Origin of the sequence: Streptomyces luteolus (genome assembly GCF_029968015.1) — a bacterium.
Taxonomy (GTDB): Bacteria; Actinomycetota; Actinomycetes; order Streptomycetales; family Streptomycetaceae; genus Streptomyces; species Streptomyces luteolus.
In genome coordinates, this window is the sequence record NZ_JASCIS010000011.1 from 76716 (window position 1) to 89225 (window position 12510).

The 12510-nt window shown below is 61.5% G+C and carries 13 protein-coding genes and 1 pseudogene; 6 read left to right on the plus strand and 8 right to left on the minus strand.

Features of this window, described 5'->3' with window-relative positions; all coding sequences use genetic code 11:
- Positions 1–68: 68 nt before the first annotated feature.
- From QIT00_RS13145 to QIT00_RS13170, 6 genes and pseudogenes are all read left to right on the plus strand, one after another.
- Positions 69–191, plus strand: a pseudogene (locus tag QIT00_RS13145) (peroxiredoxin); the annotation flags it as partial.
- A 125-nt stretch (positions 192–316) separates the two neighbouring features.
- Entirely contained in the window at positions 317–1843 is a 1527-nt protein-coding gene (locus tag QIT00_RS13150) for a recombinase family protein (protein ID WP_282535404.1), read from the plus strand.
- Positions 1844–1993: 150 nt separating this feature from the next.
- Entirely contained in the window at positions 1994–2236 is a 243-nt protein-coding gene (locus QIT00_RS13155; protein WP_282535405.1) for a hypothetical protein, read from the plus strand.
- Positions 2208–2729 carry a DUF6879 family protein gene (locus tag QIT00_RS13160; RefSeq protein WP_282535406.1) on the plus strand — a complete coding sequence of 174 codons (522 nt, stop codon included), beginning with the start codon at positions 2208–2210 and terminating at the stop codon, positions 2727–2729. Before QIT00_RS13155 ends, QIT00_RS13160 begins: the two co-directional genes overlap by 29 nt.
- 24 nt (positions 2730–2753) lie before the next feature.
- Positions 2754–3602, plus strand: a complete 849-nt coding sequence (locus tag QIT00_RS13165; protein WP_282535407.1) for a helix-turn-helix domain-containing protein — start codon at positions 2754–2756, stop codon at positions 3600–3602.
- 63 nt (positions 3603–3665) lie between these two features.
- A complete protein-coding gene (locus QIT00_RS13170) occupies positions 3666–3830 on the plus strand; it encodes a hypothetical protein (RefSeq protein WP_282535408.1) in 165 nt (54 codons plus the stop codon).
- Between the two features lie 348 nt (positions 3831–4178).
- Here QIT00_RS13170 and QIT00_RS13175 read toward each other — a convergent pair whose 3' ends face one another.
- The 8 genes from QIT00_RS13175 to QIT00_RS13210 all read right to left on the minus strand — a co-directional run bounded on the left by QIT00_RS13175 (position 4179) and on the right by QIT00_RS13210 (position 11709).
- Positions 4179–4541 carry a hypothetical protein gene (locus QIT00_RS13175; RefSeq protein WP_282535409.1) on the minus strand — a complete coding sequence of 121 codons (363 nt, stop codon included), beginning with the start codon at positions 4539–4541 and terminating at the stop codon, positions 4179–4181.
- A gap of 47 nt (positions 4542–4588) precedes the next feature.
- Entirely contained in the window at positions 4589–4840 is a 252-nt protein-coding gene (locus QIT00_RS13180) for a hypothetical protein (RefSeq protein ID WP_282535410.1), read from the minus strand.
- Positions 4841–4970: 130 nt separating this feature from the next.
- Positions 4971–5600 carry a hypothetical protein gene (locus tag QIT00_RS13185; RefSeq protein WP_282535411.1) on the minus strand — a complete coding sequence of 210 codons (630 nt, stop codon included), beginning with the start codon at positions 5598–5600 and terminating at the stop codon, positions 4971–4973.
- 17 nt (positions 5601–5617) lie between these two features.
- Complete coding sequence (locus QIT00_RS13190; protein WP_282535412.1) at positions 5618–7789, minus strand: hypothetical protein; 2172 nt, start codon at positions 7787–7789, stop codon at positions 5618–5620.
- 142 nt (positions 7790–7931) lie between these two features.
- On the minus strand, positions 7932–8372 hold the full coding sequence (locus QIT00_RS13195; protein ID WP_282535413.1) for a hypothetical protein: 441 nt from the start codon (positions 8370–8372) through the stop codon (positions 7932–7934).
- An 87-nt stretch (positions 8373–8459) separates the two neighbouring features.
- A complete protein-coding gene (mycP, locus tag QIT00_RS13200) occupies positions 8460–9665 on the minus strand; it encodes a type VII secretion-associated serine protease mycosin (RefSeq protein WP_282535414.1) in 1206 nt (401 codons plus the stop codon).
- Between the two features lie 96 nt (positions 9666–9761).
- Positions 9762–11324 (minus strand): hypothetical protein, encoded by a 1563-nt coding sequence (locus tag QIT00_RS13205; RefSeq protein ID WP_282535415.1) that lies wholly within the window; start codon positions 11322–11324, stop codon positions 9762–9764.
- 37 nt (positions 11325–11361) lie between these two features.
- Entirely contained in the window at positions 11362–11709 is a 348-nt protein-coding gene (locus QIT00_RS13210) for a hypothetical protein (RefSeq protein ID WP_282535416.1), read from the minus strand.
- Positions 11710–12510: the final 801 nt, after the last annotated feature.

The following is a 12510-nucleotide window of genomic DNA, read 5'->3' on the forward strand; positions in this document are numbered from 1 at the left end:
ATCGACGGAACGTCCAACCCTCAGGAAAACCCTAAAAAAGGGTTTTCCACACCTCGCAAGGAGAGCGCGTGCTCACTGTCGGTGACAAGTTCCCCACGTACGACCTGACCGCCTGCGTGTCGCTGGAGAGCGGCAAGGAGTTCGAGCAGATCAACCACAAGTCCTACGAGGGCAAGTGGCGCGTGGTGTTCTTCGGGAAGAACACCACTGGCTAACCCTCATTGCGTAGACTCCCCACAAGATTCACGATGACGGCTGTGAACTGCGAGGACGCCGGGTTGGACGTGCGGCCGAGCGGTCCGGGGAGGGGAACCACGTGATACCTGTCGGCTCGTACGGTCGACTGTCGGAGGACAAAGCCTTAAGGGCCAGGGCCACCGGCCGCGAGGAAGGCGAGCAGGTCGCCGACCAGTTCAAGAAGAACAACAAGTGTGCTGCGGACCTGGGTTGGACCGTCGTCCGCGAGTACAACGACAACAACATCCCGGCTTCTGATCCTCTGGTCGTCCGGCCAGAGTTCGAGCAGATGCTGAAGGACCTGGAGAGCGGCGTCATACGAGGCATCGTGTTCACGCACGCGGACCGCCTCGCCCGCCTGGAGTTTGACGCCGCACGCATCAACCGGCTTTACCTGATCAACCCGAAGCTCGTGGGACGGGCCGTAGAGGGCGGCACGGATCTGTCGACCATCGAGGGTCGCAGCATGTTCATGGTGCAGGCCACCATGGGCGGCGTGGAGGTAGCAAACACCAAGCGCCGGGTGAGCGGAACGAACCGGGCCAACGCGGAACGGGGGCGCATGCACGGGGCGCCACGCGCCTTCGGCTGGAGTGAGGACCGCAAGACACTCCACGCCACAGAGGCCCAGGACCTGCGGGACGCCATTGTGGCCGTCCCTGGGGGCAAGACAGTGGGGCGTGTACGCAAGGAGTGGATTGACCTCGGGTACTCCGCGAAGCCGACCAAGCGCCGCAAGGAAGGTAACGCCAGCAATTACAGCCTGTCTCACAGCACAGTAGAGGCCCGGCTCGTGAACCCCCGAAACTGCGGTTACGTGACATACCTGCCGCAGGTCGACAGGCGGGGTTCCAAGAAGCCTTGGATGCCCGACCACATCGTTTACGACGCCGACGGCAAACCGGTCATGGGCGATTGGGAAACCGTCTGCACACCCGAGGAGTGGGCGGCTTGCGTCGAGACCGTCGAGGAGCGGAAGTCAGCACGAGCCACCGGCGACAAGCCGACGCACGACACCTCCGAGAAGTACCTCCTGGCTGGCATCGCGCGGTGCGGGATCTGTTCCTTCCCCCTGACGGCCAACTGGTACCAGAAGGGCACGAGTTCATACGACCGCTACGGCTACCGCTATGCCTGTCTCAGCAACCTTGGCGGCTGCGGCGGCATCACTCGCGTCGGCCCGCTGGTCGAAGAACACGTCGTTGAGCTCTTCTTCGCGGAGTTGAAGAAGAGCCTCGGCATGGTGCATATGGAGCGAGAGGTCGATGAGACCAAGAATGACGTCCGCCTTGCCGAGATCTCCCAGGAGATCGAAGAGGTGAATGGGCGTCGTAGGGCCAAGCGCCTCTCCATGTCGACCGCTCTCGACGTGATCGAGGAACTGGAGGAAGAGCGCGCCAAGCTAGCCCGCGAGCGGACCAGGCTGCTGGCGTCCAAGGTGAAGCCCCAGAACGCATCGGAGGACGTCCTCAAGGACTGGAAGGGTTACACCATCCCTGAGAAGAAGCATCGACTCAGGCAGAGCATCCGAGCAGTGCTCATCCATCCGGCAGGACGCGGCAAGCGGTTCGATCCAGAGTTGATCGAAGTCGTTTGGGCCGACTAGCACGAAAGCCCCCTCCCGTTCGGGATGCCACGATCGGCACGGGGTGGTCCGGAGGTATCGGCGTGGCTGAAGACCGTCTTGACTCGGGCAACTCCACAGAGTGAGGGTCGTGCAACAAGCCGCAACACGCTCGACAGGGGAGAGTCAGCCATGTCTTTACTGTTCTTCGGCAAGGACCCCAACACCGATGGGGACGAGTGCCCGACCGTCTGGGTGGACGACAAGAGCGCCGACCTCGTCTTGCAGGGCTGGAAGGCCGACGCGCAGACCGAGGCGGATTGCCTCGAGGTCGGTCACATCCCTGAGTCGGAGGCGGTCATCAGGATTCCGGCACGGATGGTGCCGCTGCTTCGGGAGGCGTGTGATGCCGCAGAGCGTGCCCAGCTTCGTTGAGCTGCTGCGGGGCTGTGAGAAGTCGGCCGTCCATTTGGAGATGCGCGACAGCTACAGCGTCGCCAACGAGCGTGCACAGTTCGATGCTTGGAGGGCGGGCAGCGACGCCAGCCGTACAGACCCGCAGCTCCGCCAGGCATGGCTGGACATCGTGCAGGAGACCACGGGGCGTGGGGTAGAGATGCGACGGGCGAGGATCGTCTCCGAGCCAGTGAGCGAGTACATCCAGTACGAACACGCGGGAACGCAGCTCAACATCGATGCCGGCGAACAGGTGCGCTGGCTCCCGCGCCGTCAGGCCTCGGATATCGCCCTGCCTGGCAATGACTTCTGGATCTACGACGGGCAGCTCGTCAAGTTCAATCACTTCACGGGGAGCGGCTCCTCGGCGGGTCAGGAAATGACCCACGACCCTGCAGTTGCGCGGCTGTGCCTCACCGCCTTCGAGGCCGTGTGGGAACGTGCCGTCCCGCACGCACAGTTCGCGATCTGACAGGCGGACCTGTTCGGTCAGCTTATGCAGTCCTCGCCCTTCTCCAGTGTCCAGGCGGCCCGAGAGTCCCTCGGTGCCCGCCTTCGCGATCTGCGTCTGGACGCCGGACTGACCATGCAGCAGCTCGCTGATCGCTGTGCATGGAGCAAGTCGAAAGTCTCGCGGATCGAAGCGGCAAGAACGGCTCCGTCGGATGCGGACATCCGGCATTGGTGCCGAGCCAGCGAGGTCGAGGACCAGGCCGCCGACTTGATCGCCGCATCGCGCAGTGCCGACTCGATGTACGTCGAGTGGCGACGTATGGAGCGCACCGGCATGAGGCGCTTGCAGGAGTCGGCGGTGCCGTTGTACGAGCGCACCAAGCTCTTCCGTGTCTATGCGAGCCGAGTCGTACCCGGACTGCTCCAGACCGAGGGATACGCCGGTGCCCTGTTGGCCCAGATCGCAGAGTTCAGGAACGTACCCGACGACTCCTCGCAGGCCGCAGCAGTCCGGGTCGACCGCTCACATGTCATCCGCAGCGGACAGTGTCAGGTCAGTCTGCTGATTGAAGAGGACGTCCTCTTCTACCAGTTCGGGGACGTATCCACCATGGCCGGACAGCTCGGCTATCTGCTCACGGCCCTCTCATACCCAGCCGTGGCCATTGGGGTCATCCCGCGTACCGCTCCGCGGACCATGTGGGGCCAGGAGACTTTCACGATGTTCGATGACACGCGCGTGCACGTCGAGCTGCTGAACGCCAAGGTCACCATCACCACTCCCGGAGAAGTGGACATGTACCGCCGGGCCTTCGGCAAGCTAGGAGAAATGGCGGTGTACGGCCAACCCGCACGGGCTCTGATCACCCATGCCATTGACAGCCTGGGCTAACCCGCCTGCAACAGACTGCAACATCGTGGCGACCCAACTCCCCTGTTCCATAGCCTCGTTGGCATGGCAGAAAAGAGCAGACCGGATGACTGTGAAGTGTGCCAGCACCTGACCCGCAAGATGGCCAAGGCGGTCTTGAAATCCAACTTGAGTCGCCAGACCGATATCCGAGTCCTACGTCGCCGGCACGAGCCTGATTGCCCCGACCAGGTCAGGGAAAACGCATGAATCAGGCGAGTTCTGAACATGACCTAGTCATCGGTAGCCTCGTCCACGACATGGAGCGAGACCGAACCGGCTTGCTGATGGATAAACAGTGGGGGCGACTCTTCCTGCGGCCACCAGAGGGCGGACAGGAATGGGAAGTGGAGCCCTCCAAAGTGGTCCCAGCCGATGACTTCGCCCGTCTGAGAGTGCGGGTTCGCGAACTGAACGCGCAGTCCAGATGGGCCACTTGACTCGTTTCCCGAACCGTTCAAGGGCTCCCTGACTCCGGCGGGAGCCCTTGAACTGCCGCTGGCCGCACGAACTTCTGAACTCTCGGCTCGTCGGCTCGTACGTTCCTCGGAGACCGCCTCAGAGGTCTTTGAGGAGCCGCGTCAATTCTGACGGCGGAAGCTTCGGGTACAGCAGCTTCAAGTAGCGCACCGTCGCCATGTCACCCCTCGCACGCCGCACTTCGCGCAGTTCCTCAAGGTTCACCTCAGCCCGGAAGTTCTCGTACGTACGGAACGTCAAGAGGAACCAGTCACTCTGCCGCTTACGGTGGTTCCAGACCTCGCCTGCCAAGATCACGACACATGAGGCGATGAAGACCACATAGCCAACCGCGGCGTGCCCGGCGATCGAAACGGATATCCCGGCATAGCAACCGAGGGCCCCGCCGAGCAGGGTCAGGACACGCAATGGATGCACGGGCGGGCGGTGTCGCTTGCTCATTGATTCCTCGTCGAGTTGGTCTCTGCCCGTGCTTCGGGGATTGCACCTCAGAGTTCGTTGATCAGCGCCTGCGCAAGTTCGGGAGCGAGATGCGGGTACTGCTTCTTCAGCCGACGTGCCACTGCGAAGTTCCCGCGTCTGTACTTCAGCTCCCGCAAGGCCGCGAAATCGACCGAAGCGCGGAGGTTTTCGTACGTCCCCCAGGTGTTGGCCAGCCACTCGCGCTGGCGCCGGCGCATCGCATACGCCTCGGCCACCCCTACGAGGACGAGACCGAGGATGAACAGCGTCGACCCCAACACCACTGAGTCAACTGGCGGTCCAGTGAAAAAGAAGGCGAGACCAGCGGCGGCGAGCCCCGAAGCCAACATTCCGAGTCGTGCTGGGTACACTCTGTTGCCTTCCGCAGGAGCTGCATGAAGAGGTTACTCAGACTCCTCCTTCAAATCCAGCAAGAATAGCTGAATCTGGAATGGCGTCCGCTGGCTCGCAATGTGTAAATCTGTTAGCAGAACTGGCTTGCTGCACTGCGATCTCTGCCAATGCTTGCCTTCCCTCACCGCCATCCGGAACTGAGGTGCCTCGGGCCACGACATTCACGGAAAGGCTCACATTGCGTCGCTTCTCGTCTTTATTTTGACATCGGGCATAGATACTGAACGAGTCGGCCCCGGCAAGCGCCAGAGTTCCTATGTCACTCACCTTCTTGGTGGCGCCTTCCAGTCGCCGATCCGTCTCCCAGCTACCCACCGAATCATCTGTAATTGAGCTAACAATTTCCAGCGATGCTCCGGCGTCCATCATCCTGGTTGAGCACTCATAACGCCAATCCCCCTTGGCGAATTCTCCTTCGACTCCAGAAGTCGAGACTAGCGTCGTCCCGTCTGGCATTAGGTTGTCGAACTGCTTGGCCTGGTTCTCATTCACCTCTGACCCGTAACAGAGAATTCGAGGAGCGGGTTGCACCACGTCCTTGTTGAGAGTCCGTTCACCGTAGAAGCCGCCAGCAACTCCTACCGTAAGGGCAACTGCCCCAACCGGTATCCAGTTCTTCTTCAATGTTCTACCTCAAACCTTTAGCCCGGAGCCTGAGCTTGCTTGTCTCTCGCATGCCTGTCGACGAGGTGCCCAGCATGGTCGAAACCGCTCCTGGCAGTCTCGCCGATACTGGAGCTCGCATCAGCAGAATGCTGGCTGCCGTTCGCTTCATTAACTCGGCTGTATGCTTCCTTCAGCTGATCTTCTGTGGATTGCTGCAGGCCCGCCTGATCTCGTCCTGTTTGAAGCATGGTGTCGGTTGATCCTTCTCCCTCGTTGCTTTTGACAATCTGGTTGATTAGGTCTCCGGTGACTGTGCTGGCAGCACCAGCAGCTGCGGCACCTGCAACCGGGGAAGCAACGAATGAAACACCGATACCAATGCTGCCGCTCACAACTCCGTTAGCTATGCCGCCAATCCGCTCATTCCCTTCGTTTTCTTCCTTGACTCTGTCGAATTCATCTTTCAGTTCGGCCTCTTGCCGGCCATGGCCGATCAGTCCGTCAACTGTCCCGGCAGAGTATGCAATCTCTTCCATCGCGCGACCCGTGGACACACTTGTAGAATCTGGATTCTGCATGTGGTAGTCCATAAGGTTTGAAGAGTACGCGGTCTGCCCGATGTTGACGGCATCAAACGCATCAGGATCCTCGCCGAGCGTTGCAAGGAATCTGCTTGCATCTTGCTCGCTCGCCGCTATTTCTGCGGCGTTAGTAACAGGAAGGGCTGCGTTACCTTCGAGGGGGAATACTTCGTCCACATTATCCTTATTGACAGTCAGCGCCCTGTTAAAGTCAGGCATATACTCCGAAGACATACGCCCGAGGCTGTCCCCCATTCCAGGGCGGACCTCCCCCTCCTCGCCCACGTTGTGGATTACACGCTGCATTACTTCTACCTGGGCGTCAGAGTGCGGCATGACCGGCTTGGGCTCCTCGTCATACGGATGCCCAGTGGTAGCGGCTTCGAGAGCGTGCCCGAGCTCGTTGTAACCAGATATCTTCTCGCTGCCATCGGGTCCATCGGGCACCCACTTGCGATCGTCCATCAGGTATTCATAGTTCTCCTGATCGGAGAAAAAGGTTGTTGCGGCTGATTCCTTGCGGATCTCCGGCGGTTCAATGAGGTTTCCGTCGTTGTCCATCTCGAGCTCCGGTCTACTGTTCCCCAAGGCCTCCATGTAGCCAGTCATGGGGTCTGTGCCACGGTCGTTGGGATCACCAATGTTGAGCGTGGGTCCGGACCCCGCAGGGTGGTCCCACATTCTGTCGGGATCCATCCCTGCACCTTTCTCCATCTTGACAAGTTCCTTCCCGTAGTCCTCCAGGAAGGCGTTGTCCCACTCGCCGTAGCGCATGAGGTTGCTCGCGACTTGGAATCCGTAACTGCCTGAGGGCCCGCCCTTCGGCTGCTGCACCGCATCGGGGCCAAGGTCAACGAGGTCACGCTTCCACTTCTGCATGTCGCCGCCGTCAGTGCGGGTGGCGGTGCCCAGTGTTGTGCCCAGGTTCTCCTGCATCTGCTTGAGGATCTTCTGCCGGTCCTTTGGCAGTTTTTCACCGATCCCCAATTGCGGATTTCCTACATTATTCCAGAACTGTACGGTGCCCCTCGGGCCGAGGTCGGTAGCGAACTTTGCTGCAAAGTCAGGGTCGTTACGGTTCACCTTCAGCAGGTTGTTCAGCTGGTTCAATTCTGTCTTGGACAGGTCCTCACCCTTGGCTGCCTTCTTGGCGATATCGCTTGCCTTGGCGGCTTCTGCTGCGTCCCCGGATGCGTAGCCCTTGCGGTTAAATCCGTGGTTGTCGCTGCCGTTTGGATCATGGCGTAGCGCCATGTCGGCGGCCACGTCCGCGGCTGTAGCCTGCATCAAGACCTGCTTGAGGCGATCAGCGTAGCTGTCGAGTTGCTTCTGGCGCTCTTCTTTCCAGGTGAGATCCTTACCCGCGGTGGGCGTCTCCCAACGCGGGTGCACATCGGTTATGCCGCCCTTGTCGTCAAACTTGTAGTGGTCCTTGCGTGCGTCGTCAGCGAGTTCTCGGAGTGCCTTCTGCCATCTCTTGAACTCGTCGTGAGTGTCCTCGAGGAGCTTGGCGATGCGTCGGGCTTCCACGGCCGCGGCCTCGTACTCCTGCTTTGCCTTACGCATGAAGGCGAAGCCCTTGCGAGCCGCCTCTCCCTCCCAGTGGTCTTCGAGGCGCTTGATCACCGCGGAATTGAACTGGTCGAGAAGTCCCTCGTATTTAGCTGGCAATCTCTGCCACGCCTCTGCTGCCGTAGAGAGCTTCGACAGGTCCGCTTCCCGTAGGTACGCGTATGACACCATTTACTTGCTTCCCCCTAGCTAGTAGTCACCCAAAATCGGGGTGCATACGCTGATACTGGTTGTTCTCTTCTATCTCGCGCTTCGTGTAGGAGTTGCGCGTCTCGTGGAGCTTCTCGCTGATGTCGCGGAGCAGGTTCTTCAGGTTGATCACCTGATCTCCCCAGCGCACGTCCATGGCAAGGAGCCCTCCAGACGTTTCCCAACTGCCGTCGCCCTCTGTCGTGCCAAGGCTGTTCTTGTTGAGATAGCTGCTGGCGTCCAAGGTCTTTTCGTCAGCATCGTTGTCGACCTGGTCGGTGGAGCCCCGGAGCCCCACCAGCGCATCAGCAGCCTGATTCATGGCCTGTGTGTCGGCCTTAGTGTGACCAGCCGAGCCGCTGCCCCCGCTGCTGGTGGACAGTCCATTCAAGTTCGTGCCCGCAGCTGATCTGTGCCCCGGCTCATCGAAGTCGTTCCGCCAGCTCATGAACCCCCCGTACGTAACGCACTCTTCAACAAAATTCGCACTTGGAACAGCAGCCAAGTTTGCATGGCACCAGAATTTCTGAGCGCATCAGTTGGGCCACGTTGGAGATGCCGGCCCTTGCGCCTGGTGCGCATCGGCGCCGGCGAATCGGCGGCGTGCACGACTCCGCACGATAGCGAAGACAACGCCACCGATTATCGCCAAGGCCACGAGAGTGCCGACGGCAAGGGGGATTGCGACTGATGTGGAACCCTGGGTCTGGGGCTGGCTGTTGTCGTTGCCATCGCCCTGGGGCGTGCCTGCACCCTGGCCCTCAGGACCCGATGGGGCCTGAGGCAATGGACCTTCAACCGGACCCTTCGGGATGTCAGCGGCAAGTGCCCTCCACGGGCGGATGATTCCGTAGCCGTACTTGCTGTCCCGCTTATCGATCTCATGGTGGGCGAATGTGGCTGATTTGATAAGGCGGTTGACGACTTGCCCTGCCGAGAGATCCGGATACTTCGAGCGGATCAGTGCGGCCGTTGCTGATACGAAAGCTGCGGAGTCCGACGTTCCCGTGCCTTGGCGATATCCGCTCTCTGCATTCGGGTCAGCAGAAACGATATCTACGCCGGGAGCGACCAGTGTCACTTCTTTGCCCTGGTTGGACCGATCCCATATATCCAAGTTGGCGTCGACTGCTCCAACCGCAACTACTCCCGGCACATTCGCCGGGGACCCCACGGCCGCCCCTTCATTCCCCGTCGCTGCTACCAGCACGACGTCACGCTGCTGCGCATAGTGGATCGCTTCGACAATCTCCGGTTCCGGAGACCCTGAGTTGCCCCCCGACAGGTTGATTACCTCAGCCCCCGCATCGACCGCGTAACGGATTGAAGAAGCGAGTTGCAGATTGGACTGCTGCCCGTTGACTTGAACCGAAAACTTGACGGGGAGAATTTTGGAATCCGGCGCCAGCCCCAACACACCGGAGGCTTTTCCCGGGCCGTGGCCGTGTCCGGCGATGAGGCTGGCCATCGCAGTCCCGTGGCTTTCGGTGTCGTCGTGAGCCCCGGCCCCCTGCCCGCTGAAATCTCGTCCCTTCAGTACCTGGCCGGTGAGATCGGGGTGAGACGAGTCCACTCCGGAGTCAATGACGGCTACGGTGACTCCGTTACCGCGCGACTCCTTCCACACCTTTTCAAAGTCGATGGTGTCAACTACCCACTGCTTGTCGCGGATGTAGTCTGCTGACGCGGTAGGTGCCGTGGTGAGGAGTAGTGCTCCCGTCAATGTCGCAACGCCAGCCACGGAGCTGATGCGCCTGGCACTCAAAGTCTTGCTCCCCACTTCATTACGGATTCGTGCTCTCAGTTGTTCGCGTACGTGCGTAGGCCGTTGACGGAGCTACTCGATGTTCTTCGGCATGTTTTGTTTGCGGTCCTTGTCGGAGACCCAGGTGTCCTCGTCCTCGACCAGATAGTCAGGTCGCTGACCGCGTTCTTCGTCATCGTCGGTGCGCCGGTTCTTCCGCCCGTTCGAACCAGGCAGCCCGGCCTCTGCACGGCGTTCTGCCATCTGGCCACGCCATCCGCCACGACTTCCGTGGAGGCCGGTCCCGGTTCCTGTTCCCTTTTCCGGCATGCCCTTGGCCGCGCCCACGACGCCGCCACGAGTCTTCGCCAGGCTCCCACGGCCCGAGCCTCCTGCGGCGCCGCGGCCTCCAGCTCCAGCACCGACGCCACCGCCCATGCCTCCGATGCCGACCGCTCCGCGTCCCGCGCCAGCCGCGCCACGTCCTGCTCCGGCACCTCCACGACCCGCAGCAGAACCACCAGGCCCACCGGGGATGCCCACGCCACGAGGACCACTGGCGCCCCCACGAGGGCCTCCGACTCCTCCACGGCCACCTCCAAGTCCAGGAGCCCGAGGAGTCGCGATGGGGCCACCCGGCGTTCCACCGGGCCCCGTGCTACCGCCACCACCCAAGCCATTGGGTCCGTTCAACCCAGGAGTCTGCCCTCGCCCCTTGAGGCCCGGGCTGACACTGTCCGTCTGAGTCTTGGATCCCGGTAGCTGTGCCCCGCCCGTAATTCCCTTGTTCCGGGGACCTGTTGGCGCAGGCCCGACGTCGGCAGAATTCCCTGCACTCCACGGCCGCTGGCCAGCACCAGAGGCGCCTGGGCCCGTCGACGCCCCGACATAGCCAGGAACCGGCGGGATGACGACGTTGTTGCCAGGAGCCGGGATCTCAGATCCGTCATCCCACCGCTTTGAGGGAGGCGTGATGTTCGATCGGATCGTGCTGTAGTTCACCGCCAGGCGCTCCATGACGGCCACGGCGTGAAGCTGTCGCTCCTTCATGATCGACAGGTTCGTCTCGTTGGCCCTGGCCGCGGCCTCCGCGTCGACTCCGTCCGCCATGTCCTTGCGCATCTGACCGTCGCCATCGCGGTCGTCGCCGAGCTTGTCCTTCGCCCGCTCAGAGAGGGACGGCACCTCGATACCGCGCATCTCCTCTTGCGCGGTACGCAGGCAGTCGCTGGCCGATTCGATGTTCATGGCCGTCAGGTTCGCGAAGGCCGCACCGTTGCGGATGTTCCGCACGATGACCTCGGCTCGCTTCCTGAAGCCTTCTGCCGCCTCACCGCGCCAGTGCTCGAGCGAATCATCGACCGCCTTCTGTAGAAGCCCGGCGACGCTCTCCTTGCTGGACGTCCTGTCGACCTCGCCTCTGGCGCCGTCTCCGTCACCTCCCGACAGGAGTTGATGAACGTGCCGCCAGCGCCCCGCCACGTTGTTCAGCTCCCCGGGCCTGGCGCCAAGGATCATCTGACGTAGGCCGTTGACCGAATAGTCCTGGAAGTAGGTCAGGCCTTCGCCGTCCCGGTCGAAGCGGGCCCTGCACTCCAGGGGAGCCTGCTGCGCGACCCTGTCAGGCTGCTGTGTGTCCTTGTCATTGCCGGCCACGTGTATCCGTCCCCTCCGTCGGCGGCGTGGTCAAGAGTCAGTCGTTGAGCTTCGGCCTGCCCGGATCGCCCGAGCCGCCCCCCATGCCCTTCGCGATGTCGTACTCCTGGTCGCTGTAACCGTCCCTCATCTTCGCTGTCTTGGTGCCGTAATCATCGATCAAGGCATCCAGAGACTCGACGACGGCCTCCAGATACAGCTTCATATCGCTGTGAGCTACATGCAGTTGGCGTGCTTGCAGGAAGTCTGCGTTACCGAGGGCGCCCGGAGGGATCTCCGTCTCGTACCTCGAAGTCGTGCGTGCGCCTTCCATGTCCAGCAGCAAGTGCTGGAGCTTCGAGATGACTTCGTTGATGCCGCTCACATCAACGCGCAGGTCTTCCACGATTCCCCGTTTCCCTCGTCATGTCCTGAATTGGCCGCTCGGCGGCTTGCAAGAAGAGCCAGCGCAGGAACGTTTCAGCAGTACGTTCTTCCGAACTTGATTCGGGTGGCAGTGGCACACCCGCGTGCCAGGCGACTCAACAGCGCCATCGAACCTTGGTTGGCACGCGCACCCCTCGAACGATGCCTCATATCCGAATTGCCAGCTTCGCCTCGGACGCACCGATTAAGAAGTTGAGCTAGTCAGGGAGAGGTAAAGCAAGCTCGACACGTGCGCCCTGCCTGGCCCTTGCGAGCCAACAGTGACGCCAGCGCGCTGCACCTCTCGGCTTCACGTGTGCCTGCATCAGGTCCCCCCATCGCGCGCATTTTGCCTGACGCATAGGCGAGTGACCAGGGTGGCCTGTGCTGCGTACGCCGTCTTGGCCGAGATTGATCGTCATGCCAAGAAGGGGCGTCGAAAAATTGTGAACCCCTCCACACATAGTGGCCCCAAACCTTGCGCTGAATCATCCGAAGTGAAGTCCAGTCACTCGGCGTGGCGGGGTTCCCATCTCGTCGCGCACCTCTCAAAGGGTGGCCCAGGGGCGCCTTAGCGAGGATGTGCGCGCGCATCAAGCCCTGCCACGCACGCTGGCTTGAAACGATCGCCAGTGCGGCGATCGGGGCGCTCACCCTCGCTCCCGCGTCCAGGACCACCCCGGGGCGACCTTACTGATCTCTCCCGGCACACAGACGCCTCCCGCGACTGATAGCCATTCTCGATCAGATGTGTTCGATCTTCCTATTTCTACGATCAATC